Here is a 25,192-nt window from a genome sequence, read left to right on the forward strand (position 1 = left end):
CGCCCGGTTACTCCGTCTCGCGCTTGTGACCGTCGAGCTCCCGCGCGGCCTTCTCGGCACGGGCCTTTTCCAGCTCCCGTTCGGCCTTGGTCCGGCCATGCTTCACGGCATTGGCGTCGGCCACCGAGCGGGCGGCCTTGCGGGCCGCCTGCTTCTTTGCCGTCCTCAGGTTGACGACCTCGCCCATCAGCCCTTCGGGCCGACCATGTCCTCGGGCCGGACGATGCGGTCGAAGGTCTCGCCGTCGACAAAGCCAAGCGCGATGGCCTCTTCCCGCAGCGTGGTCCCGTTCTTGTGCGCGGTCTTGGCGACCTTCGTGGCGTTGTCGTAGCCGATGGTGGGCGCCAGCGCCGTCACCAGCATCAGCGACTCCTTCATCAGCTTCTCGATCCGCGCCACGTTGGCCTGGGTGCCCACGACCATGTTGTCGGTGAAGCTACTCGCCGCATCGCCCAGAAGCTGGATCGACTGCAGCACGTTGTAGGACATCATCGGGTTGTAGACGTTCAGCTCGAAATGGCCTTGGCTGCCGGCGAAGCCCACGGCGGCGTCGTTGCCCATCACATGGGCGCAGACCATCGTCAGCGCCTCGGCCTGGGTGGGGTTGACCTTGCCCGGCATGATCGACGACCCCGGCTCGTTCTCCGGCAGGATCAGCTCGCCCAGGCCCGAGCGGGGGCCGGAGCCCAGAAGCCGCAGGTCGTTGGCGATCTTGAAGAGCGACCCGGCAACCGTCTTCAGCGCGCCCGAGAACATGACCATTGCGTCATGGGCGGCCAGCGCCTCGAACTTGTTGGGCGCGGTCACGAAGGGCAGGCCGGTGATCTTGGCGATCTCGGCGGCGACGCGGGCATCGAAGCCCACGCGGGTGTTCAGGCCGGTGCCAACGGCGGTGCCGCCCTGGGCAAGCTCATAGATGTGCGGCAGGCACATCTTCACCCGCTCGATCCCGCGGTCGACCTGGGTGGCGTAGCCCGAGAACTCCTGCCCCAGCGTCAGGGGCGTCGCGTCCTGGGTGTGGGTGCGGCCGATCTTGATGATGTCCTTGAATTCGCTGGACTTCGCCCAGAGCGCCTTGGACAGCTTCGTGAGCCCCGGGATCAGCACGTCGCGGGTGTGCATGCCGATGGCGACGTGCATCGCGGTGGGGAAGGTGTCGTTCGACGACTGGCCCATGTTCACGTGGTCGTTCGGGTGGACGGGCTTCTTCGAGCCCATCACGCCGCCAAGCATCTCGATCGCGCGGTTCGAGATGACCTCGTTCGCGTTCATGTTCGACTGGGTGCCGGATCCGGTCTGCCATACGACCAGCGGGAAGTTGTCGTCGAATTTGCCCTCGATCACTTCCTGAGCCGCCGCCACGATGGCGTTGCCAAGCTCAGCCGGCAGGTCGCCCTGCGCCATGTTCACCACGGCGCAGGCGCGCTTGATGACGCCGAGGGCGCGGATGATCGGGACGGGCTGGCGTTCCCAGCCGATGGGGAAGTTGATGATCGACCGCTGGGTCTGCGCGCCCCAGTACTTGTCGGAAGGAACCTCAAGCGGGCCAAAGCTGTCGGTTTCGGTACGGGTCGCGGTCATCGGGGCCTCCATCACGCTCTCGGCCCTTCGCATAGCGCCCGAGGGAGGCGAAATCAATTGGCATGCAATGGTATACCGTAGGAAAGCCGCAAATGCCGCAGGCTCAGGCGCGGCGGAAGCGGTAGACCGTGGCCGGGGGCAGGTTGGCCCAGACCTTGTTGCCTTTGTTCACTGTCAGGCCGAGCGCCGAGATCGTCTCGGGCGGCAGCGGTGGGCGGGGGCCGTAGGTGAACTGGACGTAGCGGCCCCGCGGCGCGAGGATGGCGAAGGCGGCCGATACGATGCCCTCGCGAACGTCTTCCGGCATCGACAGAAGCGGGAGGCCGGAGATCACCGTCGACACGCCTGCCGGGACCAGCCGGGCCGCCTCTTGCGCCGGAAGCTGGTGGACGGTCACTTTGGGGAACTTCTGGCGCAGGTAGTCGACGAATTCCTCGTCCAGCTCGAACAGGGTCACCTTCTCGGGCGGCACGCCGCGGGCCAGGATCGCCTCGGTGAAGCGGCCGGTGCCGGGGCCGAATTCCACCACCGGCCCGCTGTTCGGTCCCAGGCCCAAGGTCATGGCCCGCGCAAGCGTGCGCGAGGAGGGCGCGATGGCCGAGACCTGCCGGGGGTTCTTCAGCAGCCGCCGGCGGAACAGCGCAAGGTCGGACATCAGTGCTTGCGGAACTGGTCGAGCGAAACGATCTCGGCGTCCTGGCGCACGGGCTCTTCCTCGACCTCGATTTCGACGTCTTCGTCGTCTTCGTCCTCATCCTGTTCCTGCGTCTCGAAGCGCAGGCCGAATTCGACGGACGGATCGACGAAGGTGCGCAGGGCGTCGAAGGGAATCACCATCGGCTCGGGGTTGTTGCCGAAGTTGAGGGTGATCGAGAAACCTTCGTCGGTGACGACGAGGTTTTCATACCAGTGCTGGATGACGACGGTCATCTCGGTCGGATAGCGTTCCTTCAGCCAGGCGGCCATCTGCACGTCCGGATGGGTGGTGTCGAAGGTGATGAAGAAGTGGTGCGCCCCCGGCAGGCCGTGTTCCGCCACTTCGGTCAGGACCGACTGGATCAGACCCCGCATCGCGCGGTGCATGAGGTTGCCGTAGTCGATGCTGCGCGCCATGTCGCTGTCCTTTCCGGTTGCGGTGCAGCATAGGCAATTTGGGGGCCAAGGGAAGGGGGCTGGTTCGGGTGGGATCAGCCGACGGGCCGCGTCAGCTCGCGCAGGAGCTTGAGCCGCAAGGTCCGGGCATAATCCTGCAACCCCCGCGCGGTGACGACGAAACCGCCGGGCGTGATGATCCAGTTGCGGTAGTAGCTGGTGATCGGAGAGGCCGGTCCCGGCTCTTCGATGGCGATGGCGTTGACCATGATCCCGGCCCTTATCGCCTCGCGTCGCGCGGCGGAATCGGTGAAGCCCGCGTTTTCCTGTCCGTCGCCCGAGATGTCGACGACCCGGTTCCGGCAATCGGCGACGGCGGCGAATTGCGCGGTCGCGAAGCGGAGGCCCTGGCCCACCGCGGTGTCGGATCCGGTGAAGGCGCGCGGGATGGCGGCGGCGCGGGCGGCGAAGCGGGTGACGTCCTCGGGCGCAAGCATCCGCTGCCAGGACAGGACCAGCGCCTGTTCCTCGACGCCCGACCACTGGACGACCGCGAGGGCGACCTGCCCGCGCACCAGGGCGTCGACGACTTCGGCGTCGGACAGGGCGGCGGCGAGTCCCTCGGTCTGCAGGCGGTAGTCGCCCGCGTCAATCGAGCCGGAGACATCGATGGACAGAAGAAGCGCCGTCTCGCAGGCGAGGGCGGGCTGGGCCGTGAGGCAGGCGAGAAGGGCCGCGCGGAGCATGGGGAAGGATGTGGCCTGCGACCGGCTTGTGGCAAGCAGCTCGTCGTGCCCTCCGGTTCTCTTCGCAAGGCGACGAGGAGTTGAAAACGAACGAGGAGTGATGGGGAAGGTGCAGGTTTCTGTTGCCAGGTACCTGTGTCCGGAGGTTTGCCGGAGCCTTCAGGCGGGACAGTGGAAGTGCCGGATTCTGTTGCCAGGCTCCGGCGGGCCCCGCCTTACGGGGCTAACCGTAAGGGCTTAGTTTTGGTATTGCGAGCCGCTTACGCGGCCAGCGCCACCGGAGCACGGTTGTCGTTGGCAACTGTGATCATGGACCGATAACGGTGGTACCTCACCGAGCGAAAGCTGGCCTCTTTGGTCGTTCGTCGATCCTATTTCGGCCCCCTCCTCCCGCAACGAACGGGGTGTTGGTGGAGCCGCCGGGTACCGCCCCCGGGTCCGAGCCGATTATTACAGGTGCGTTTATCGCCATAGTCGGGGTTGCCCCCGACAGGGGTAGATATAGGCCCGGGGCTTGGGGGGTGCAAGTGTGCGGAGGGCGCAGGCGGGCGGCACCTAGACCTCGACGAAGCTTGCAGGCTCCCGGTCGCGTTCGATGGCAAGGACGGCCTGGTCGGCCAGCCCGATCCCGGCCTGGTTCATCGTCTGGTAAATGTGGTCGGCCCCGGCGGTCTTGAGACGAAGGACGTGGTCCTCGTAAAGCGCGTGGGCGATGATCGGGCCGCGGAAGCCCTTGGCCCGCAGCGCCTGGGCGGCGCTTTCCTTGGCCTCGATGTTGTCCATCGCCAGGATCGCACCTTCGATCCCCGACATGCGCAGGCCGCGCCAGAAGCCTGCGTCCTCGACATCGGCGAAAAGGACGTTGCGCCCGGCAGAGGTGTGGCCCTGCACGCGGTAGGTGTCGGCGTCGATGCCCACCGCGCGCAGATGCGGGCTGATGGTGTCGTAGGCGGCTGTGCCGGTTCGGCCCATCCCGAGGATCAGGACGGAGGCCGCGCCGAGGTCGGTTGGCAGCTCGTCCCGGTGAACGCGGCGGGCCTGGAAGCCGTGGAGATAGGGTTCGAGCCGTCCGAAAAGCCGGTCGGCGAAGCGGTCGAGGGGGGCCGCGAAGATGAAGGAGAGGCTGACCGCGAGGGCGAGGGGGACGAGCCAGTCGGGCAGGACGGCTGCGGCGACGATCAGGCTGAACTCGCTATAGGCGGTCAGGTTGAGCGCGGTGAGGAAGGCAGTCCGGGCGCGGAGGCGGAAGGCGAGGAGGAGGGCGAAGAAGAGCGCGCCCTTGAGCGGCAGGAGGAGGGTGAGGGCGAGCGCGATGGCAAGGTCCTCGGGGCCCGGGAGGCCGGACATGCCGATCTGCAGGAAGAAGCCGACGAGGAACAGCTCTTTCAGGCCCCAGAGCGAGTCGGAGAGTTCCTTTGCGCGGGTGTGGGTGGACAACAGGAGGCCCACCACGAGGGCCCCGATCTCGGCCCCGAGGCCAACGGCCTCGAACCCCGCGCCACCGGCGACGATGGCCAGGAGCATTCCGGCGAGGACGAGAAGCTCGTCATGGCCGGAGGCGTCGAGGAGCCAGTGGAGCGCGGGCCGGGCGAGGGGGAGGGCGGCGAGGAGGGCGAGCGCCGAGGGCGAGGGCGCCTGGCCGCTGTAGATGGCAAGGACGGCGAGCGCGATGATGTCCTGGACGACGAGGATGCCGATGGCGGTGCGGCCGTAGAAGGCGCCGATGTCGCGCTTGGCTTCCAGCACCTTGGCCGAGAAGACGGTGGAGGAAAAGGACAGCACCACGCCGAGGAGGAGGGCCGTTGGCCAGTCGAGGCCGAGGAAGACGACGAGGCCCAGAGAGAAGACGGCCGTGGTGATGGCGGAATGGATCAGCGCGCCACCGACGACCTGGGGCTGGGCAAGCTGGCCGAGGCGGAGCTTGAGGCCGACGCCGAAGAGAAGGAGGAGGACGCCCAGATGGGCAACGTGGTCGAGGATCTCGCCCGAGGTTTCCGGCAGGCCGAGGCTGGGGCCGGCCGCGTTGATCGCGAAGCCGGCGGCAAGGAAGCCCACGAGCGGCGGCAGGCCGATGCGACGGACGGCGAGGCCGAAGGTGAAGGCGAAGCTGAGGGAAATGACTTCGAACATGGGGACCGGGATGGGGGCGCCCGAGGCTTAGACGGGGCGGGGCGGGGGCGCAACGGGGGTGTGGGCCGTGGGCGGCGGAGTGTCCACGGTGGACATTTCCGCAATTGCAAATGAAATCAAAGATTTGACTGAAAACGTTAGGAATTTGGAAAGCATGGGCAAAGGGTCCGCCGACTGCTGGCTTCAATCCCTGCCAGGCCCCTCGTCGGACCGGGCGAGGAATCAGGCTGGTGCGGACTGTCCAGTCGGGCTGGAGACCGGGGCATCAGCCGCCGCCACCGTGGCGATAAGGTCGCGCAGCCAGGAAAGGCCGGGGCTGAGGCTGGTGCGGTCGTGCCAGATCAGACCGTAGTCGATGACCGGCGTGGCAAAGGGCAGGGGATGCACGCACAACCCGGCCGGAAGACCTTGCGCCAGACGCGCGGGAAGCGTGACGATCAGGTCGCTTGCGGCGGCTACCGCCAGGTTGGCGGCAAAGCTGGGGGAAACCAGGCCCACGCGACGTGCCTTGCCAAATGCGGCCAGCGCGGCATCGACCGGGCTTTGGCCGGGGTGACCGAAGGATACGACGGCGTGGGCCGACCGCAGGTAGCCGTCGAGCTTCAGGAGCCCTGACTGTCCAAGTGCGGGATGGTCGGCCGCGAGGACGGCGACGAAATGGTCGCGGAAAAGCGGGCGGTGACAGAAGGGCGGTTCGGGCGGCGCGACGCCCCAGAAGGACAGTTCGATCTCGCCTTCCGCCAATTGGCGCAGGGTCCGCTGGCCGACAACCTGCGCCTCGATGACCGTGCCAGGAGATATCCGCCGGAGCGCCGAAAGGAGGGCTGGCAGGAGTGTCAGGTTCGCGAAATCCGTACTCGCGACCCGCACCAGCAGGCTGTCCCTGGAGGGGTTGTGATGCTCTGGCGCAAGCAGTGCGCGGCTTTCGGCAACAAGGGCGGCGGCGCGTCCTGCCAGGACCAGCGCCCGCGGGGTGGGGACCAGACCGCGACCCGACCGAGTGAAAAGGGCATCCCCTGTCGCCCGGCGCAATCGGGCGAGCGCGTGACTGACCGCAGGTTGGCTGAGCGCAAGCGCCTGTGCCGCCCGCGACACCGAGCCGGTTCGGCAAAGTGCATCCAGGACAGCAAGAAGGTTCAGGTCAGGTTTCATGCATGGAATTCATGGCTCGTGTAAAAACGTTTCATTTGTCGCATGTCTTTGCAAGTGGCAGCACAGAACCGAGGCAGCCGGCGAGCAAGGCGGTGCCGCAAGGGAGACAGGGAATGACGATGGCCACCCTTCCGCTGCTTGACCCCATTCCGACCCGCGCCAAGGTGTTCGGCTGGGTTCTTGTGCTGGCCGGATGCTTCTTCGGCTATGTGTACATGGCCATGCCCGGGGCCTTCTTCCCCGGCGTGACGGTCGAGACGTTTTCGGAACGGTTCGGGCTTTACAGCACGGGTGTACGGATCTTCGGATCCGTGGTCGGACTGGTGATTGCCCTGCTGCTGAACAGCGCGGCCCTGCTGGCCCTGATGCTGGCCACGCGCATCTTCATCGAACTTGGCGACGTCGTGGTCGGGCTGGTCCTGAACGGGGTGCCGGACCAGAACACACTGAACCTGACGGTGCTTGCCCTGGTGGAAACCTATATGCTGGCGTTCCTGATCCGACATCTCCGGCGTCGCCGGGTGTAGGAGCCATCAACGAAAAACGCCCGGGAGGTCATCCCGGGCGTCCAAGGTTAGGTCAGGTCGGGATCAGAAGCCCGACTTGATCAGCTCGAATTCCTCGATCATGCGGTCGCGGAGTTCGGTCGTCGGCGGCGACTGCACGAAGAGCGGCGTGGTCACCGGGTCGACATAGGCCGCCTTCAGCGCCTCGGCCGGGATCTCGGCCATCGCGGCGTCGTTCGCCAGCGCATAGCCGATCGCGTCCAGAAGCGGCTGGGCCGAGGAATGGGCCAGGATCGAGTTCATGTAGTCGTAGGCCTTGTCCTCGTTGCCCGGGGCGTCCTTCATGTTGACCATGCCGCAGTACCAGGTCGCGGCACCTTCGGCGGCGGCGCGGTTGAAGCCGACGGGGAAGTTCTCGGCCTGCAGGATCGCGACGGGGTCGTTCCAGGACCAGGCCACCTGAACCTCGCCCGAGGCCATCAGCTGGGACAGTTCCGAGGGGTCGGACCAGTAGGCGCGGACGTTCGGGTGCACCTTGCGGAGCCAGTCGGCGGCGGCGGTGAACTGCTCGTCGGTCACGTTGTCCCAGGAGGTCACGCCGGTTGCCATGAAGGCCAAGGACCAAACGTCGTCGGTGTTGTCGGGCAGCGAGATGCGGCCGGCGTATTTCTCGGAGGCGAAGACCTGGACCGAGGCCACGTCCTCGGCCGGGACCGTCTCGGCGTTGTAGGCGATGGCGGTGTAGGCGTCGTCGGTCGGGATGAACCAGACGCCCTGTTCATTGGTGAAGGGCTCGTGCATCCGCGCGGGGATGTTGGCGAATTCGGGGATCTTCGAGGTGTCCCAGGGCTCGATCAGGCCGGCGTCGATGTAGCGGGGAACCGCAGCGGCGCAGGGGTGGACCACGTCGGCCTTGAAGCCGGAGGAGACCTTCTGGAACGCCTCGTCATCGTCGGCGAAGAAGACATAGGTCGGCTTCTGGCCGTGCTTGTCGACGTAGGGTTGCAGCATCCCGTCGATCTCCCAGCCGGCCCAGTCGAGAATGGTCAGCTCGGGATCGGCCGCCTGGGCGGCGACGGAAAGCGACAGCACCGAGGCTGCGCTGAGAAGGGCAAGGGATTTGCGGCTCATTTGTGCTCCTCTGCAGTGACACGCGGACAGCACCAGCGGCTGCCGGATGTTCGTTCGTTGTGGTGAAGACGCGGGCCCCTCGCCCCGCCTTGGTGCGATGAAGGTGGTTTGGGACAGCAGAAAGGACAAGGGGAAACTGCGGGATTTTGCGGCCATTGCCGAAGAAAAGGGCGCAAAACCGGCTGACCCAGCGTCAGGTTGCCTGATTGCCGGGCGCGTGAGGGGCACACGGGCCGGTTGTGGGGCCCGTCGGCGGGGGTTGCGGGGCGGGGAGAGGGGCGCTACTTCTTTGCGCGAGGCCGGGGTGATCCCGGCTCTGGCCCCAGGGGAGACATCCGGGGGTCTGGCTGGAAGACCTGCCGCGGACCGGGACCTCCCGCCTTTCGCGCGGGTGTCCGGGGACCGCGGCCCGATGGAGGAGCCGCAGGTGGCGCTTGATCTTGATTTCGTCCGTTCGCAGTTCCCGGCGTTTTCGTCGCCGGTCTTGTCGTCCCATGCGTTCTTCGAGAATGCGGGCGGCAGTTACCCTTGCCAGCAGGTGGTGGACCGCCTGACGCGGTTCTACCGGGACCGGAAGGTGCAGCCCTATGGGCCCTATCCGGCGGCGCAGGCGGGCGGGGCCGAGATGGACGAAGCGCGGACGCGGCTGGCGGCGATGATGGGGGTCCGGCGCGAGGAGGTGTCCTTCGGGCCGTCGACCAGCGCGAATACCTATGTGCTGGCTCAAGGAGTGCGGAAGTGGCTGGCGGGGACGGACGGGGCCGTGGTGGTGACGAACCAGGACCACGAGGCGAATTCGGGGGTCTGGCGGCGGCTGGCCGAGGAGGGGATCGAGGTTCGGGAGTGGAAGCTGGACCCGGGGACCGGATCGCTGCGGGTGGAGGACCTGCAGGCGCTTCTGGTGGACGGGAAGGTGAAGCTCGTCTGCTTCCCGCATTGTTCGAACGTCATCGCCGAGATCAACGACGTGGCGGGGATCTGCGCGGTGGCGAAGGTCGCGGGCGCGCGGACGGTGGTGGACGGGGTGTCTTACGCTCCGCACGGGTTCCCGGACGTGGCGGCCTTGGGCTGCGATGTGTATCTGTTTTCGGCCTACAAGACCTTCGGGCCGCACCAGGGGATCATGGTGCTGCGCGAGGCCTTCGGGATGGAGCTGCCGGGGCAGGCGCATTTCTTCAACCATGGGGTGCTGTACAAGCGGCACACGCCGGCGGGGCCGGACCATGCGCAGATCGCGGCCTGTGCGGGGATGGCGGATTACATCGATGCGCTGGCCGAGCGGCATGGGATCGCGGGCGACCCGGTGGTGCGGAACAAGGGCGTGCACGACCTGATGCGGGCGCAGGAGGTGGCGGTGATCCAGCCGCTTCTGGACTACCTGGGACAGCGGAACGATGTGCGGCTTCTGGGGCCCCGGGACGCCGGGCTGCGGGCTCCGACGGTGGCCGTGGAGCTGGACCGGGTGGCGGAGCCGGTCAGCGAGGAGTTGGGCCGCAACGGGATCGCCTGCTGGGCGGGGGATTTCTACGCGGTGCGGCCGCTGGAGGCCTTGGGGATTTCGCGCGACAAGGGTGTGCTGCGGATGAGTGCGGTGCATTATACTTCGGCCGAAGAGGTCGCCCGGCTGATCGCGGCGCTGGACCGGGTGCTTTGACCGGGTCAGTCTAGCGGAGCGCTGGCGCGCAAGCCTTTGCGTTTGTCCCTTGCGCGTGAAGAACGCGCAAGGGACGGCGTTGGGGGTTTTCCACCCCCAAACCCCCGAGGATATTTCTGCAAAGATGAAAGGGTTGGTTGATCCGGTCCTCGTCGGCTTGCGTATTGATCTGGATTGAGAAGGCTGGGGAATGTCTGAGACAGCGCTGATCCTGTGGCTCCGCCGCGACCTGCGGTTGGGCGACCAGCCGATGCTTGCCGCTGCGGTCGCCTCGGGGCGTCCCGTGGTGCCCGTCTTCATCCTGGATCCGGAGACCGAGGCCATCGGCGCGGCGCCGACGTGGCGGCTGGGGCTTTCCGTCGCGGCGTTTGCCAAGGCGCTGGAGGGGCTGGGCGTGCGGCTGGTCCTGCGGCGCGGGCCGGCGCTGGAGGTCTTGCGGGCGCTTGTCGCCGAGACGGGGGCGGGCGGGGTCTGGTGGTCGCGGCTTTATGATCCGGCCTCGGTCGCGCGGGATACTGCGGTCAAGGCGGCGCTGAAGGGGGACGGGGTCGAGGCGCGGTCCTTTGCCGGGCATCTGTTGCATGAGCCCTGGGAGGTGGAGACCGGGACGGGCGGGTTCTACCGGGTGTTCACGCCTTACTGGAAGGCGACGCGAGGGCTGGGGGTCGCGGCTCCGGAGCCCGCGCCGAAGGCGCTGCGCGGGGTGGAGCGCTGGCCGGCCTCGGACCGGCTGGAGGACTGGAGCCTGGGCGCGGCGATGAACCGGGGGGCCTCGGTCGTGCTGTCCTACCAGGCGGTGGGGGAGGCGGCGGCGCGGGCGAAGCTTTCGGCGTTTCTGGACGGGCCGGTCGCGCGCTATTCCGAGATGCGGGATTATCCGGGCGTGGCGGGGACGTCGCGGCTGTCGGAGAACCTCACCTACGGGGAGATCGGCATCCGCGAGGTCTGGCACGCGGGCCTGCGGGCGCGGGACGAGGGGCGGGCGGGGGCGGAGAGCTTCCTGCGCGAGCTGGCCTGGCGGGAGTTCAGCTATCACCTGATGCATCATACTCCGCAGATCACCAGCGCCAACTGGCGGCCGGAATGGGATTCCTTCCCCTGGCGCGGCGACAGCGAGGCGGCGGAGCGTTGGCGGCGGGGGATGACGGGCGAGCCCTTCGTCGATGCCGCGATGCGCGAGATGTATGTCACCGGCACGATGCACAACCGCGCGCGGATGATCGCGGGGAGTTACCTGACGAAGCATCTGCTGACGCACTGGAAGGTCGGGCTCGACTGGTTCGCGGACTGCCTGACCGACTGGGACCCGGCGGCGAATGCGATGGGATGGCAATGGGTTGCCGGATCGGGGCCGGACGCGGCGCCCTATTTCCGGGTGTTCAATCCGGCTGGACAGGCCGAGAAGTTCGACAAGGATGCGCGCTACCGGCGTCGGTTCGTGGCCGAACTGTCGAAAAGCCCGGGGCCGGAGGCCTTGGCCTTCTTCGAGGCGGTGCCGCGGTCCTGGAGGCTGCGGCCGGACCAGTCCTATCCGAAGCCCGTGGTCGATCTGGCCGCTGGCCGCGCAGCTGCCCTTGCGGCATACGGGGCACGAAATGCTTGAGCAACGCATCACCTTTGGTGAAAGTGTTTGCGATAACGACCCTGGGGGTGGGCCGATGGACGTGTTGACGACGGCGAAGGGGCAGGCTGGGTTGCCGCGCTATTTCGCCATGGCGTTCGAGACTGCGGGAAAGCTGGGCGAGGGGCGGCTGGACTTTGTCCTGCCCGACGGGCGGCGCTTCCGCGTGGAGGGCAAGGCCCCGGGCATCGCGGCCGAGGTGCGCGTCGTGAACCCCGACCTCTTTGCCCGGCTTGTGCGCGAGGGGGACCTTGGCTTCTGCGACGCCTATCTGGACGGCTGGTGGACGACGCCGGACCTGCAGGCCTTCCTGGACCTGGTCCAGCGGCCGGCGAACAATATGGTCAACGACGGCTACCCGGGGCTCAAGCTGGTGCGGGCCTACGAGCGTCTGCGCTTCTGGTTGCAGTCGAATTCGAAACGGCAGGCGAAGAAGAACATCAGCTACCACTATGACCTGGGCAACGACTTCTACCGGCTTTGGCTGGACGAGACGATGACCTATTCCTCGGCCATCTTCGAGAACCCGCAGGAGAGCCTGGAGGCCGCGCAGACCCGGAAATATGCCAGCATGGTGGACCTGATGGGCGCGCGCGAAGGCGACCATGTGCTGGAGATCGGATGCGGCTGGGGCGGCTTTGCGGAATATGCCGCGAAGGAGCGGGGACTGCGGGTCACCGGCCTGACCATCAGCCGGGCGCAGCATGACTATGCCGTCGAGAGGATGCGGCGCGCGGGCCTGTCGGACCGGGTGGAGATCAAGCTGCAGGATTACCGCGACGAGCGGGGGTCCTACGACGGGATCGCCTCGATCGAGATGTTCGAGGCAGTGGGTGAGCGCTATTGGCCGGTCTATTTCCAGACCCTGCGTGAGCGGCTGAAGCCTGGTCGCCATGCGACGCTGCAGATCATCACCGTGCCCGATGCCCGGTGGGAGATCTACCGCCGGGGCGTCGATTTCATCCAGAAATACATCTTCCCCGGCGGCATGTTGCCCGCGCCGTCCGTGCTACGGGCCGAGGTGGAGAAGGCGGGCCTGCAGGTGAAGGGCTCGATCGAGTTCGGCGAAAGCTACAGCCTGACCTTGCGCCGCTGGCACGACACCTTCAACGAACGCTGGGGAGAGGTCCGCAAGCTGGGCTTCGACGACCGTTTCAAGCGGATGTGGGACTTCTACCTCGCCTCTTGCGCGGGCGCGTTTCAAGGTGGAAACTGCGACGTGACGCAAATCACGGTGACGCGTCCCAGTTGAGGGGTAGGGCATGGCAACTCCGATGCCGACGGCGGCAAAGTTGATGGCAGCAGCTTCGTTCGCGGTCGTGGGCTGGATCCTCGCGAACTACTACGCAGTAAACATGCCCGATGCCGCCGCAGCGGGACCGATCCGCGAGGGGGCGGCGCTGGTGGGTGTCGTCGTCGGGTGGTCGGTGATGGGCAACTCGGTCGGCAAGGGCTATGTCGAAGCGGCCGGGGCAGGGATCAAGACGGCGGTGATCCTGGCCGTCGTTGCGCTGTTCCTTCTGGCCTTGGCGGAGATGCTCGAGAACTCGGTCCGGATGCGTTACGAGGATGCGATGGAGGCCATCCTGGCGGTGGTCGACACGATGGCAAAGCGGTCGCACGCGCTGGTGTCGCTGGGCGTGTTCGGAACGGTCCTTCTGGGCGGGATCGTCGCGGGGCTTCTCACCGAGAACGCCGGTCGGCGCTGGAAGTGACCCGACTGTCGATGTCGGGCTGGCCGGTCGCGCTGCGCGAGGCGGTGGCGGGTCCGGAGTGCGAGCAGTTCCTGGTGGATGTGCTGGGGGAGGATCCCGCGCCGGAGCTGGTGGCGGTGGTCCTGCGCTATTGGGGTCATCTGTCGGCCGAGGCGGTCCGGCGCCGGCTTCCCGCCCTGCGGGTGGAGGCAGACAGTCGGGCGCGTGCGGCGGGCTCGGTGGGCCGTGGGGTGCGGACCGGCTCGGGGGAGGTCGAGGTGGGGCGCCGGGTGCCCTCGCATTCCGGGTTCTTTGCGCTGGATCTGTGGCACCTTCGGCACCGGCGGTTTGACGGGGCGATGAGCCCCCCGCTGGTGCGCGAGCTGTTCGTCGCGGGTGATGCGGTGACGGTCTTGCCCTATGATCCGGTACGCGACCGGGTGCTCTTGGTGGAACAGGTGCGGATGGGACCCTTGGGCCGGGGCGATCCGCTGCCGTGGCAGCTGGAGGCCATCGCAGGACGGATCGATCCGGGCGAGACCCCCGAAGAGGCCGCGCGGCGCGAGGCGGTCGAGGAGGCGGGGCTGGTCCTGGGGGCGCTGGAGAAGGTGGCGGAATACTATCCGACACCGGGGGCGGTGACGGAATATCTCTATTCCTATGTCGCGCTCTGCGACCTGCCGGACGGGATGGCCGGGGTCTTCGGTGCAGCGGAGGAGGCCGAGGACATCAAGGGGCACCTTCTGTCCTTCGACCGGCTGGTCGAGGTCATGGCGGCTGGCGAGATCGGGAACGCGCCGCTTTTGCTTACGGTGCTGTGGCTGCAGCGCGAGCGGGCGCGGCTGCGCGAGTAGGGAGGGTGGGCAGATTGCCCACCCTACAGGCCGCAACGCGTAGGGTGGGCGAAGCGCCCACCGCCCGTCAGAGGTTCAGGCTGACCCAGGCGCCGTTGCGGGCCGAGGACCGCACGCAGGCATCGACGAAAGCCACGCCTTCCAGGCCTTCTTTCAGGCCCGGGAAGGTGGTGCCTTCGGGAACCGGCGTGCCGGTCTTGGCGGCGCGGATGGCGCGGGCGGCTTCGGTGTAGATGTTGGCGAAGCCTTCGAGGTAGCCCTCCGGGTGGCCGGGCGGGATGCGGGTCAGGCGTCCGGCCTCGGGTCCCGAACCGGCGCCGCCGCGGGTGATCTTGCGCTTTTCCTGGCCGAAGGGGGTGAACCAGAGGTAGTTCGGATCCTCTTGCGACCATTCGAGGCCGCCTTTGGTGCCGTAGACCCGCAGGCGGAGGCCGTTCTCGTTGCCTGGCGCGACCTGGCTGCACCAGAGCATGCCCTTGGCCCCGCCCTCGTAGCGCATCAGCACATGGCCGTTGTCGTCGACGCGCCGGCCGGGGACGAAGGCGGTGAGGTCGGCGGCGAGCGTGTCGAGGGTGAGGCCAGTGACGAAGTTCGCAATGTTGAAGGCGTGGGTGCCGATGTCGCCGGTGGAGCCGCCAGCGCCGGAGCGGGCGGGGTCGGTGCGCCAGTCGGCCTGCTTGTTGTCGACGTCCTGCGTGAGCCAGTCCTGGACATACTCAACGTTGACGAGGCGGAGCTCACCCAGGTCTCCGTTCGCGATCATCGCCTTGGCCTGCCGGATCATCGGGTAGCCGGTGTAGTTGTGCGTGAGCGCGAAGACGACGCCCGAGGCCTCGGCAGCTTTCGCCAGTTTCTTGGCCTCGGGCAGGGTGGCGGTCAGCGGCTTGTCGCAGATGACGTGGATGCCGCGCTTCAGGAACTGCATCGCGACGGGGGCGTGCATGTGGTTTGGGGTCACGATGGCCACCGCGTCGATGCCGTCCTTGCGGCGGGCTTCCTTGGCGGCCATTTCGGCGAAACTGGTGTAGGCGCGGGGGACGCCGAGGTCTTGCGCGGAAGCCAGTGCTTTTTCCGGGTTGGATGAGAAAGCGCCTGCAACCAGTTCATATTGATCGTCAATCCGCGCGGCGATGCGGTGGACGGCGCCGATGAAGGCGTCGCGTCCGCCGCCGACCATGCCAAGGCGGAGGCGTTCGGGGCGGGCGGTGTGGGCGGCGTCGATGGGCATGTCTTACTCCAGTCCAAGCATGCGGCGGTTGGCGGCGCGGTCGGTGCCGGCGTCGGCGAAATCGTCGAAGGCTTTTTCTGTCACGCGGATGATGTGGGCGTCAACGAAGGCGGCCCCTTCGCGCGCGCCGTCCTCGGGATGTTTCAGGCAGCATTCCCATTCGACCACGGCCCAGCCGTCGTAGCCGTATTGGGTGAGCTTCGAGAAGATACCGCCGAAATCGACCTGCCCGTCGCCTGGGGAGCGGAAGCGGCCCGCGCGGTTGACCCAGCTTTGGAAGCCGCCGTAGACGCCCTGGCGGCCGGTGGGGTTCAGCTCGGCGTCCTTGACGTGGAACATCTTGATCCGGTCATGGTAGATGTCGATATGATCAAGGTAATCAAGGTGTTGCAAGACGTAGTGCGAGGGGTCGTAAAGCATGTTGGCCCGCTTGTGGCCCTTCACTCGGTCGAGGAACATCTCGAAGGTGACGCCGTCGTGCAGGTCCTCACCCGGGTGGATTTCGTAACAGACGTCGACGCCGCAGTCCTCGGCGTGGTTCAGGAGGGGCGTCCAGCGGCGGGCGAGTTCGTCGAAGGCTTCCTCCACCAGCCCAGCGGGGCGCTGCGGCCAGGGGTAGAGGTAGGGCCAGGCGAGCGCGCCGGAGAAGGTGGCGTGGGCGGTGAGGCCGAGGTTCTTCGAGGCAGTCAGCGCCTTCTTCACCTGGTCCACGGCCCATTCGGCGCGGGCCTTCGGGTTGCCGCGGACGGAGGGTGCAGCAAAGCCGTCGAACTGGGTGTCATAGGCGGGGTGGACGGCGACGAGCTGGCCCTGCAGGTGGGTGGAGAGCTCGGTCACCTCCAGCCCGGCGTCCTTCGCAATTCCCTTGAACTCGTCGCAGTAGGTCTTTGATGAGGCAGCCTTTTCCAGGTCGAAGAGCCGGCCGTCCCAGCTGGGCACCTGCACGCCCACGTAGCCGCAGTCGGCGGCCCATTTGGTAATCTCGCCCCAGGAATTGAACGGAGCGGTGTCGCCCGCGAACTGCGCCAGGAAGAGGGCCGGGCCCTTGATCGTCTTCATCTGCATCCTCCACTTCCGGGCCTAGCGGCCCTGTTCCACCTTGACCGGAACCTCCAGCCCCTGCCGGGCCGTCCAGTCGCGTTTGTCGATCTCGGCCACGAGCGCCCGGGCCAGGAATTCGCCGGCGCGGCCCACGTCTTCGCGCACGATGAGGATGTCCTTGCGGAAACGGCGCAGGACGGCGATGGCCTCTTTCGCCACCACGTCGAAGTCGCGGCCGATCTGCCGACCCGACGCCTCGGCCCCGGCGATGGTGGCCATCGCGGCGGTGGTCGAGCCGACAAGGATGCCGTCGGGCGGGTTCGGCAGGGCGAAGCGGGCGGCGATGGCGGCCTCGACCGCCTCGCCTCCGCTGTCCGAGGTGACGTGTTCGGAAACCTCGAAGGGGACGCCAAGCAGGGCCGCTTCATCCGAAAAGCCGAAGATCATGTGGCGGGCATACATGTGCGCGCGAGGCGGCGGGACAAGGAGAAGCCGCTTGCGGCCGCGTTCGATCATCGTGCGCGCACCGAGACGGCCGTAGGCCTCGTTGTCGAAGTCGTAGAACGCATGGTCGAGCCCCATGTTCGTCCGGCCATGCGCGGCGAAGGGGAAGCCGTGGTCGTGCATGTAGCGGATGCGGGGGTCGTCTTCCTTGGTCTGGTTCAGGATGATCCCGTCGGCGCTTTCGGTCTCGACGATGTAGCGGATCGGCTCCATCGGGTCCTGGTCGGGGAAGAAAGGGGTGACGATCAGGTGGTAGGCGGTGCCGCGCAGCGCGTTGGCGATCGAGTAGATCAGCCGCGAGGTGTGGTTCATCACGTCGGTTTCGGTCGAAAGGACCAGCGCGATGACGTTGGTCTTGCCCGTGCGCAGGCGCACACCCGCGCGGTTCGGGCGGTAGCCGAGCTGGGCAGCGGTTTCGCGGACGCGCTTCTTCGTCTCTTCCCCGATGTCGGGCGCGTCCTTGAGGGCGCGGGAGACGGTGGCGATGGCAAGGCCGGTCGCGGCGGCGATGGTCTTCAGCGTCGGGCGCTGGGTGTCCGAATCGGGGGTGGGCAGATCAGAGAGCGTGGCCATGTCGCCCACCGTTTGCATGCGAACATCCGGGAAGGCGAGAGCGAATCTGCCAATGTGATTCGCGCCGGGTCGCCGGTTTTGCAGCCGCAGCGCAAAGGGCCCGACCGGTGAGGGGAAGCTCCCGTCCGGCAAGGGTTTCAGCGCGGTTTTGGCGGTGCAGCATCGGGGTGGTTTTCCCTGGATTTCCGACCCCTTCGGGCGCGGATCATCCCCCCATGAAAACTTCTGCGAAGGGCACAAACAAGCGAAAAGATGTGTTGATCGACAAAACTATAACGTTATAGGCTATTTCTATAACGTTTTAGAAACCGGGAGGAACGGTATGAAACTTTCGAAGATGACAGCGCTTCTGGCGATGTCCGTGGCGATGCCCGCCATGGCCACCGAGCTTGAGGTCACCCATTGGTGGACCTCGGGCGGGGAAGCTGCGGCCGTGGCCGAGCTTGCCAAGGCCTTCGACGCCTCGGGCGACAAATGGGTCGACGGCGCGATCGCCGGCGGCGGTGGCACCGCGCGTCCGATCATGATTTCGCGCATCACCGGCGGCGACCCGATGGGCGCAACCCAGTTCAACCACGGCCAGCAGGCACTGGAACTGGTCGAGGCCGGGCTGATGCTGGACCTGACCGACGTGGCGGAAGCCAACAACTGGAAGGAAGTCGTCTTCCCGCCGTCGCTCCTGGATGCATGCACCGTCGACGGCAAGATCTACTGCGCGCCGGTGAACATCCACTCGCCGGAATGGCTGTGGCTGTCGAACAAGGTCTACGAGGATCTGGGCCTGCCGGTCCCGACCAACTGGGACGAGTTCGTGGCCAGCGCCGACAAGGTGCGTGAAGCGGGCAAGATCCCGCTGGCTCTGGGCGACCAGCCCTGGCAGTCGAACCTTGCCTTCGGCGCGATGCAGATCGCCGTTGCCGGTCTGGATGCCTGGAAGGCCGTGAACGTCGACAAGAACATGGACGTGGCCGCAGGGCCGGAATACGCCAAGGTCTTCGCCGCCGCTGCCGCAGCGCGCGAGCTGGCCAAGGGGTCGAACGTCCAGGACTGGAACCAGGCGACCAACCTTGTCATCACCGACCAGGCTGCGGGCCAGATCATGGGTGACTGGGCGCAGGGCGAATTCCAGGTCGCGAACGAAGTGGCTGGCAAGGACTATACCTGCCTGCCGGGCCTGGGCCTGAACGAGTACATCTCGACCGGCGGCGACGCCTTCTACTTCCCCAAGCTGGATGACCCGGAGAAGGAAGCCGCGCAGAAGCGTCTGGCCGCGCTGCTGGTTTCGCCGGAAGTGCAGGTGGCCTTCAACCTGAAGAAGGGCTCGCTGCCGATCCGCGGGGACGTCGATCTGGCCGCTGCCAACGACTGCATGAAGAAGGGCCTGGAGATCCTGGCCGGTGGCAACATCGTCCCCTCGGGCGACATGGTCTGGTCGCCGGACGTCCAGAAGCTGAACGAAGACCTGATGGTCGAGTTTTGGAAGTCGGACATGCCGGCGGAAGAGGCCCACGCCAAGTGGGTGGAGAACCTGAAGACCGGTCTCTGAGACTGTCTTGACGACAGGGGGCCGTCCGCACCGGGCGGCCCCTTTTCGCACCTGAAGGTCGCAAGGGGGGCAGTGACCGATGTCTATTGCAAGCGAGGCGGACGCAGTTCGCAGCAGTTCCGGGGCCAGGCCCCGCGCGCGGTGGACCCGCAACATCAGCGCCAAGATCGCGGCGATTCCGATGGTTGCGACCGCGCTGGTGGTGTTTCTGGGCGGCACGATCTGGACCGTCGTTTATTCCTTCACCAACTCGAAGCTGCTGCCCAAGGCGAATTTCGTGGGCTTCGACCAGTACGAGCGGCTCTGGTCGCAAAGCCGCTGGCTGGTCTCGATCGAGAACCTCTTGTTCTACGGCGTGATGTCGCTGGTCTTCACGGTGGTCATGGGTTTTGTCCTGGCCGTGCTGATGGACCAGAAGATCCGCTTCGAAGACACGTTCCGCACGATCATGCTGTATCCCTTCGCGCTGTCCTTCATCGTGACGGGGCTGGTCTGGCAGTGGATCCTGAACCCGCAGTTCGGCATCCAGGGCGTCGTGCGCGACCTGGGCTGGACAAGTTTCACCTTCGACCCGCTGACCAACCCCGACACCGTACTTTACGGCCTGTTGATCGCGGGGCTGTGGCAGGGGACGGGCTTCGTGATGTGCCTGATGCTCGCCGGCCTGCGCGGCATCGACGAGGATATCTGGAAGGCCGCCCGCGTCGACGGCATCCCGACCTGGAAGACCTATGTGATGGTCATCATCCCGATGATGCGCCCGGTCTTCATCACGACGCTGGTGATCGTCGCGAGCGGAATCATCCGGCTTTACGACCTGGTGGTCGCCATGACCTCGGGCGGTCCCGGTGGCAACGCGTCCCAGGTGCCGGCGATGTATGTCTACGACTACATGTTCCAGGCGCAGAATCTTGGGCAGGGCTTCGCGGCCTCGACCATGATGCTTCTCAGCGTGCTGATCGTGCTGATCCCCTGGGCCTATCTGGAATTCGGAGGGAAGAAGCATGGCTGACGTCTCGATGGCCACGGCCATGTCCGGACCGCGCGGCGCGAAGCCGAAGAAGACCCTGAGCGGTCGCAACATCATGCTGTACGGCATCCTGATCGTCGTCTGCGTCTACTACCTGCTGCCCCTCTGGGTGATGGTGATGACCAGCATGAAGGGGATGCCCGAGGTCCGGTTGGGCAACATCTTCGCCCCGCCGGTGGAGGTAACGTTCCAGCCCTGGGTCAAGGCCTGGTCCGAGGCCTGCACGGGCCTGAACTGCGACGGCCTTTCGCGGGGCTTCTGGAACTCGGTCCTGATCACGGTGCCTTCGGTCATCGTGTCGATCGCCATCGCATCCGTGAACGGCTATGCGCTGATCAACTGGAAGTTCAAGGGATCGGACGTGTTCTTCACGATCCTGATCTTCGGGTCCTTCATCCCCTACCAGATCATGCTTTACCCGATCGTGATCCTGCTGCGCGAGATGGGGATCTACGGGACGCTCTGGGGTCTGATCATCGTCCACACGATCTTCGGCATGCCGATCCTGACGCTTCTCTTCCGGAACTACTTCAGTTCGATCCCGGAGGAGCTGTTCAAGGCCGCCCGCGTCGATGGCGCCGGGTTCTGGGGCATCTACTTCCGCATCATGCTGCCGATGAGCCTGCCGATCTTCGTGGTGGCGCTGATCCTGCAGGTGACGGGGATCTGGAACGACTTCCTGTTTGGCGTGGTCTTCACCAAGCCCGACCTCTACCCGATGACCGTTCAGCTGAACAACATCGTCAACTCGGTCCAGGGGGTGAAGGAGTACAACGTCAACATGGCCGCGACGGTCCTGACGGGCCTGGTGCCGCTGGTTGTCTACTTCGTCTCTGGCAAACTCTTCGTGCGCGGTATCGCCGCCGGTGCCGTGAAAGGCTGACACATGGTGAATTCGATTGAAGTCAAGGACCTGACGCTGAACTTCGGCTCGGTCTCGGTCCTGAAGAACATGAACCTCGACGTGGCGGAGGGGGAGTTCGTCGTGCTCCTCGGGCCGTCGGGTTGCGGGAAGTCGACGCTTCTGAACTGTCTGGCGGGCTTGTTGGACATCACCGACGGGCAGATCTGGATCAAGGGGAAGAACGTCACCTGGTCCGAGCCGTCGGAGCGTGGCATCGGCATGGTGTTCCAGAGCTATGCCTTGTATCCGCAGATGACGGTGCGGGGGAACCTGTCCTTCGGGCTGAAGAACGCCAAGGTCCCGCAGGCCGAGATCGACAAGCGCATCGCCCGGGCGGCGGAGATCCTGCAGATCCAGCCCTTGCTGGACCGCAAGCCGGCGGCCCTGTCGGGCGGTCAGCGGCAGCGGGTGGCGATCGGCCGCGCGCTGGTGCGGGATGTGGACGTGTTCCTCTTCGACGAGCCCTTGTCGAACCTGGACGCCAAGCTGCGGTCCGAGCTGCGGGTGGAGATCAAGCGCCTGCACAACCAGCTGGGCAACACGATGGTCTACGTGACCCATGACCAGATCGAGGCGCTGACGCTCGCCGACCGCATCGCGGTGATGAAGGGCGGGGTGATCCAGCAGCTCGCCGCGCCCCTGGAGATCTACAACCGCCCGTCGAACCTGTTCGTGGCGGGGTTCCTGGGCAGCCCGTCGATGAACTTCCTGAAGGGCCGGACGGTGGATGGCGGGAAAGCCTTCCAGTTCGGGTCCACGAAGATCGACCTGGCCGGTTACGAGGGCGGGGCGGTGCTGGAACGGGACGATGCAATCCTGGGCGTCCGGCCGGAGCATATCACCGTGTCCACGACGCCGGTGTCCGGGCCCTCGATTCCCGCGGAGGTCGAGATCGACGAACACCTGGGCGCCGACAGCCTTCTGTGGCTGAAGGCGGAAGGGGCGAACATGAGCGTGCGGGTGCCCGTCGAAGGGCGGCTCCCGGCGGGGACGAAGGTGCATCTGGGGCTCGATATCCCCAAGGCCTCGCTCTTCGACGCGAAGACGGAACAAAGGATCTGAACCATGCTCGATCTGGCGGGGTGCTGGACGCTTTCGGATGAAAGCGGCGCCCATGTCGTGCCCTTCGACCTGCCGGGGGATGGCGTCTCGGCGCTGGTCAAGGCGGGGGTGATCCCGGAGCCCTACTGGGGCCGGAACGAGTATGAGTGCCGCTGGGTCTCCGAGCGCGACTGGGTGGCGCGGCGGGTCTTTGTTCACGACGGTAAGGCCTCGGAGCTGGTGGTCGAGGGGCTGGATACCGTAGCCGAGGTGCGGCTGAACGGGGTCACGGTCCTGTCGGCGGCCAACGTGCACCGGCGGTGGCGGGTGGATGTGTCTTCCGCGCTCAAGGCGGGGGAGAATGCGGTGGAGATCCTGTTCAGGTCGCCGGTGCGGGAGGCGCTGGCCCGGGCGGCGCGGATGCCGTTTCCGATCCCCTACCAGCAGGTGAACGGGGCGATTGCCTTCAACAACATGCTACGGAAACAGCAGTGCGATTTCGGCTGGGACTGGAACATCGCGCTGGGGATCTTCGGGGTGTCTGGCTGTGTCCGGCTGGAACCCGTGGGGCCGAGGATCGGGGATGTGCTGGTGGATCAGGTGCACTCCGCCGGGCAGGCCGAGGTGCGGCTGCGGGTTCATGCGACGTCTGAGGATGTGACAGCAAGTCTTTGTGGTGTCACGAAAACTGCGCCTGTCGTGGGGGGCGTGGCGGAGCTGTCTCTGGTCATCCGCAACCCGGTGCTGTGGTGGCCCGCAGGTCAGGGCGCGCAGGTCTTGCATGACCTGGAGCTGACGGGCGGCGGGGCGCGGGTGGTGAAGCGGATCGGGCTTCGGGACATGAAGCTTGTGTCCGAGCCGGATGCGGCGGGGCGGTCCTTTGGCGTGCGGGTCAACGGCCGGGCGGTCTTTGCCAAGGGGGCGAACTGGATCCCGGCGGATGCGCTGTTCGGGCGGATTACGGTCGAAGGCGTGCGGGGGCTTCTGCAATCGGCGGTCGACGCCAACATGAACATGATCCGCATCTGGGGCGGCGGGCGGTATGAGCCGGACTGGTTCTACGACCTGTGTGATGAGCTGGGGCTGATGGTCTGGCAGGACTTCATGTTCGCCTGCCACCTGTACCCTTCGACGCCGGAGTTCCTGGCGGAAGTGGATGGCGAGGTGCGCGATGTGGTGGGCCGGATCAGCCACCACGCCTGCATCGCGCTTTGGTGTGGCGACAACGAGCTGATCGGGGCGCTCACCTGGTTTCCGGAAAGCCGCAAGGACCGCGACCGCTATCTGGTGAACTATGACCGGCTGAACCGGACGGTGGAGGCGGCGCTCTTGTCGGTGCTGCCGGGAGCGAACTGGTGGCCGTCGTCTCCGTCGCCGGGACCGCTGGCGTTCGGGGATGCCTGGCACGATGACTCTTCTGGCGACATGCATTTCTGGTCGGTGTGGCATGAGGGCAAGGACTTCGACCACTATCGGGACGTAAGCCCCCGGTTCTGTTCGGAGTTCGGCTTCCAGTCCTATCCGTCCCTCTCCGCAATCCGGCGCTTTGCCGACGAGGCCGACTGGAACATCGCCGCCCCGGTGATGGAGAGCCACCAGAAGAACCCCGGCGGCAACGCTCGGATCGCCGAGACGATGTTCCGCTACTTCCGCTTCCCGGTCGACTTCCCGAATTTCGTTTATGTGAGCCAGGTCCAGCAGGCCTTGGCGATCAAGACGGCGGTCACGCATTGGCGGAGCCTGAAGCCGCATTGCCAGGGGACGCTGTATTGGCAGCTAAACGACACCTGGCCGGTGTGCAGCTGGGCGAGCCTGGACCACGGCGGGAACTGGAAGCTGCTGCATCACATGGCGGCGCGGTTCTATGCGCCGGTGATGGTGACGGCGGTGCCGAAGGACGGGGGCATCGAGCTTCGCGCAGTGAATGACCGGGCGGAGGCGGTGACGATCACGGTCACGGCCAATGCGGCGACGATGGATGGGTCGACGCGGGAACTGGGCAAGGCGACGGTCACGGTGTCCCCGGATGCGGCTTCGCCGGTGCTGACGGTGGCTGCCGATGCCCTGCGGGCGGATGAGGTTCTGGCCTTCATCTGGTCGGGCGATGCGCAGGGTGGCGACGTCCATGCGCCGAAGCCGTGGAAGGCCTACGACCTGCAGCCCTCGGGCCTGACGGCGGACATCAAGCGCGACGGTGCGGTGTGGAAATTGACGTTGCAGGTCAAGGCACTCAGCCCCTTTGTTGCGGTGGAATCTGAAGTTCCGGGCCGCTTCTCGACCAATGCCGTGACCATGTTCCCGGGCTACCCCGCCACGATCACCTTCACCCCCGAGGACCCCTCGGCCACACCCACCTTCACCCTCAGAGATCTCCATTCCGCCACCTACGGCGGCTGATGAAAGGCAAGACCATGTTCAGCTATCAGCTCTATTCCTCGCGCAACTTCCCGCCCATGTCGCGGACCTTCGAGATGGTGTCGAAGGCCGGCTACACGGCGGTGGAAGGCTATGGCGCGCTTTATGCCGATGACGCGGCGGTGGCGGCGACGCGGGAGGGTCTGGCGGCCACCGGGCTGACGATGCCGACGGGGCACTTCGGCCTCGCGCAGCTGGAGAATGACGTCGAGAAGGTGCTGGGCATCGCCAAGGCGCTGAAGATGGAGCGGCTCTATTGCCCCTATGTGATGCCCGACGACCGGCCCACGGATGCGGCGGGCTGGAAGGCCTTTGGCGCGCGGCTGCAGAAGGCGGGGGCGCCCTACAAGGACGCGGGCTACGGCTTCGGCTGGCACAACCATGACTTCGAGTTCAAGGCGCTGTCCGATGGATCCATCCCGCAGGACCGCATCTTCGAGGGCGGGCCGGGGCTGGAATGGGAGATGGACGTGGCCTGGGTCATCCGCGGCGGCGCGGACCCGCTGGCCTGGATCGAGAAATACAAGGACCGGATCACCGCGGCGCATGTGAAGGACATCGCGCCTGCGGGCGAGAACAAGGACGAGGACGGCTGGTCGGATGTGGGCCACGGCACGGTGGACTGGAAGTCCATCATGGCCGCGCTGCGCAAGATCGGGGTCAAGCACTTCGTCATGGAACACGACAACCCGAAGGACGATGCGCGGTTTGCAACCCGCTCCATCGCTTCGGCCAAAGGCTTCTGAGGA

23 protein-coding genes and 1 other RNA gene are annotated in these 25,192 nt (G+C 66.3%); 12 read left to right on the plus strand and 12 right to left on the minus strand.

The window, feature by feature from the left end; translation table 11 throughout:
* Positions 1-7: 7 nt before the first annotated feature.
* The 8 genes from ACE3Q6_RS03615 to ACE3Q6_RS03650 form a co-directional block, all read right to left on the minus strand.
* The gene (locus ACE3Q6_RS03615) at positions 8-187 is read right to left on the minus strand and encodes a DUF4169 family protein (RefSeq protein ID WP_374428584.1); all 180 of its coding nucleotides are present in this window, start codon (positions 185-187) and stop codon (positions 8-10) included.
* A complete protein-coding gene (gene fumC / locus ACE3Q6_RS03620; protein ID WP_374428586.1) occupies positions 187-1,581 on the minus strand; it encodes a class II fumarate hydratase in 1,395 nt (464 codons plus the stop codon). Before fumC ends, ACE3Q6_RS03615 begins: the two co-directional genes overlap by 1 nt.
* Before the next feature lie 103 nt (positions 1,582-1,684).
* Entirely contained in the window at positions 1,685-2,236 is a 552-nt protein-coding gene (locus ACE3Q6_RS03625) for a class I SAM-dependent methyltransferase (RefSeq protein WP_374428588.1), read from the minus strand.
* A complete protein-coding gene (locus ACE3Q6_RS03630) occupies positions 2,236-2,694 on the minus strand; it encodes an SspB family protein (protein WP_374428590.1) in 459 nt (152 codons plus the stop codon). The genes ACE3Q6_RS03625 and ACE3Q6_RS03630 overlap by 1 nt, the downstream gene beginning before the upstream one ends.
* 74 nt (positions 2,695-2,768) lie before the next feature.
* On the minus strand, positions 2,769-3,419 hold the full coding sequence (locus ACE3Q6_RS03635) for a DUF1194 domain-containing protein (RefSeq protein ID WP_374428592.1): 651 nt from the start codon (positions 3,417-3,419) through the stop codon (positions 2,769-2,771).
* Between the two features lie 176 nt (positions 3,420-3,595).
* Positions 3,596-3,950: a transfer-messenger RNA gene (gene ssrA, locus ACE3Q6_RS03640) on the minus strand.
* Positions 3,951-3,974: 24 nt separating this feature from the next.
* Complete coding sequence (locus ACE3Q6_RS03645) at positions 3,975-5,549, minus strand: cation:proton antiporter (protein ID WP_374428594.1); 1,575 nt, start codon at positions 5,547-5,549, stop codon at positions 3,975-3,977.
* Positions 5,550-5,771: 222 nt separating this feature from the next.
* The gene (locus ACE3Q6_RS03650; RefSeq protein WP_374428596.1) at positions 5,772-6,701 is read right to left on the minus strand and encodes a LysR family transcriptional regulator; all 930 of its coding nucleotides are present in this window, start codon (positions 6,699-6,701) and stop codon (positions 5,772-5,774) included.
* A 113-nt stretch (positions 6,702-6,814) separates the two neighbouring features.
* Here ACE3Q6_RS03650 and ACE3Q6_RS03655 point away from each other — a divergent pair, with 113 nt between their 5' ends.
* On the plus strand, positions 6,815-7,228 hold the full coding sequence (locus ACE3Q6_RS03655) for a hypothetical protein (protein WP_374428598.1): 414 nt from the start codon (positions 6,815-6,817) through the stop codon (positions 7,226-7,228).
* Positions 7,229-7,291: 63 nt separating this feature from the next.
* On the opposite strand, the gene ACE3Q6_RS03660 is transcribed toward ACE3Q6_RS03655, so the two are convergent.
* Entirely contained in the window at positions 7,292-8,338 is a 1,047-nt protein-coding gene (locus tag ACE3Q6_RS03660) for a PotD/PotF family extracellular solute-binding protein (protein ID WP_374428600.1), read from the minus strand.
* 412 nt (positions 8,339-8,750) lie between these two features.
* On the opposite strand from ACE3Q6_RS03660, the gene ACE3Q6_RS03665 reads away from it, so the two are divergent.
* The 5 genes from ACE3Q6_RS03665 to ACE3Q6_RS03685 all read left to right on the plus strand — a co-directional run bounded on the left by ACE3Q6_RS03665 (position 8,751) and on the right by ACE3Q6_RS03685 (position 14,161).
* Positions 8,751-9,992, plus strand: a complete 1,242-nt coding sequence (locus tag ACE3Q6_RS03665) for an aminotransferase class V-fold PLP-dependent enzyme (RefSeq protein WP_374428848.1) — start codon at positions 8,751-8,753, stop codon at positions 9,990-9,992.
* A gap of 190 nt (positions 9,993-10,182) precedes the next feature.
* Positions 10,183-11,595 (plus strand): deoxyribodipyrimidine photo-lyase, encoded by a 1,413-nt coding sequence (locus ACE3Q6_RS03670; RefSeq protein WP_374428602.1) that lies wholly within the window; start codon positions 10,183-10,185, stop codon positions 11,593-11,595.
* Between the two features lie 55 nt (positions 11,596-11,650).
* Entirely contained in the window at positions 11,651-12,865 is a 1,215-nt protein-coding gene (locus ACE3Q6_RS03675) for a class I SAM-dependent methyltransferase (RefSeq protein ID WP_374428604.1), read from the plus strand.
* A 10-nt stretch (positions 12,866-12,875) separates the two neighbouring features.
* Positions 12,876-13,328: a TrgA family protein gene (locus tag ACE3Q6_RS03680; protein ID WP_374428606.1), complete on the plus strand. Its 453-nt coding sequence runs from the start codon at positions 12,876-12,878 to the stop codon at positions 13,326-13,328.
* Complete coding sequence (locus ACE3Q6_RS03685; protein WP_374428607.1) at positions 13,325-14,161, plus strand: NUDIX domain-containing protein; 837 nt, start codon at positions 13,325-13,327, stop codon at positions 14,159-14,161. The genes ACE3Q6_RS03680 and ACE3Q6_RS03685 overlap by 4 nt, the downstream gene beginning before the upstream one ends.
* A 67-nt stretch (positions 14,162-14,228) precedes the next feature.
* Here ACE3Q6_RS03685 and ACE3Q6_RS03690 read toward each other — a convergent pair whose 3' ends face one another.
* From ACE3Q6_RS03690 to ACE3Q6_RS03700, 3 genes are read right to left on the minus strand one after another with little or no spacing between them, the layout of a single operon-like run.
* Positions 14,229-15,389, minus strand: a complete 1,161-nt coding sequence (locus ACE3Q6_RS03690; RefSeq protein WP_374428609.1) for a Gfo/Idh/MocA family protein — start codon at positions 15,387-15,389, stop codon at positions 14,229-14,231.
* 3 nt (positions 15,390-15,392) lie between these two features.
* Positions 15,393-16,448: a sugar phosphate isomerase/epimerase family protein gene (locus ACE3Q6_RS03695; RefSeq protein WP_374428611.1), complete on the minus strand. Its 1,056-nt coding sequence runs from the start codon at positions 16,446-16,448 to the stop codon at positions 15,393-15,395.
* 21 nt (positions 16,449-16,469) lie between these two features.
* Positions 16,470-17,525, minus strand: coding sequence for a LacI family transcriptional regulator (locus ACE3Q6_RS03700; protein WP_374428613.1), 1,056 nt, complete (start codon positions 17,523-17,525; stop codon positions 16,470-16,472).
* A 304-nt stretch (positions 17,526-17,829) separates the two neighbouring features.
* Here ACE3Q6_RS03700 and ACE3Q6_RS03705 point away from each other — a divergent pair, with 304 nt between their 5' ends.
* The 6 genes from ACE3Q6_RS03705 (at position 17,830) to ACE3Q6_RS03730 (ending at position 25,189) form a co-directional block, all read left to right on the plus strand.
* Positions 17,830-19,053, plus strand: coding sequence for an ABC transporter substrate-binding protein (locus tag ACE3Q6_RS03705; RefSeq protein ID WP_374428615.1), 1,224 nt, complete (start codon positions 17,830-17,832; stop codon positions 19,051-19,053).
* A gap of 79 nt (positions 19,054-19,132) precedes the next feature.
* Positions 19,133-20,065 carry a carbohydrate ABC transporter permease gene (locus ACE3Q6_RS03710; RefSeq protein ID WP_374428617.1) on the plus strand — a complete coding sequence of 311 codons (933 nt, stop codon included), beginning with the start codon at positions 19,133-19,135 and terminating at the stop codon, positions 20,063-20,065.
* A complete protein-coding gene (locus ACE3Q6_RS03715) occupies positions 20,058-20,966 on the plus strand; it encodes a carbohydrate ABC transporter permease (protein WP_374428620.1) in 909 nt (302 codons plus the stop codon). The genes ACE3Q6_RS03710 and ACE3Q6_RS03715 overlap by 8 nt, the downstream gene beginning before the upstream one ends.
* A gap of 3 nt (positions 20,967-20,969) precedes the next feature.
* Positions 20,970-22,049, plus strand: coding sequence for an ABC transporter ATP-binding protein (locus ACE3Q6_RS03720; RefSeq protein WP_374428622.1), 1,080 nt, complete (start codon positions 20,970-20,972; stop codon positions 22,047-22,049).
* 3 nt (positions 22,050-22,052) lie between these two features.
* Positions 22,053-24,425 carry a glycoside hydrolase family 2 protein gene (locus ACE3Q6_RS03725; protein ID WP_374428625.1) on the plus strand — a complete coding sequence of 791 codons (2,373 nt, stop codon included), beginning with the start codon at positions 22,053-22,055 and terminating at the stop codon, positions 24,423-24,425.
* Positions 24,425-25,189: a sugar phosphate isomerase/epimerase family protein gene (locus tag ACE3Q6_RS03730; RefSeq protein ID WP_374428627.1), complete on the plus strand. Its 765-nt coding sequence runs from the start codon at positions 24,425-24,427 to the stop codon at positions 25,187-25,189. The genes ACE3Q6_RS03725 and ACE3Q6_RS03730 overlap by 1 nt, the downstream gene beginning before the upstream one ends.
* Positions 25,190-25,192: the final 3 nt, after the last annotated feature.

It is taken from the genome of Tabrizicola sp., assembly GCF_041913445.1.
In the GTDB taxonomy this organism is placed as follows: Bacteria; Pseudomonadota; Alphaproteobacteria; order Rhodobacterales; family Rhodobacteraceae; genus Tabrizicola.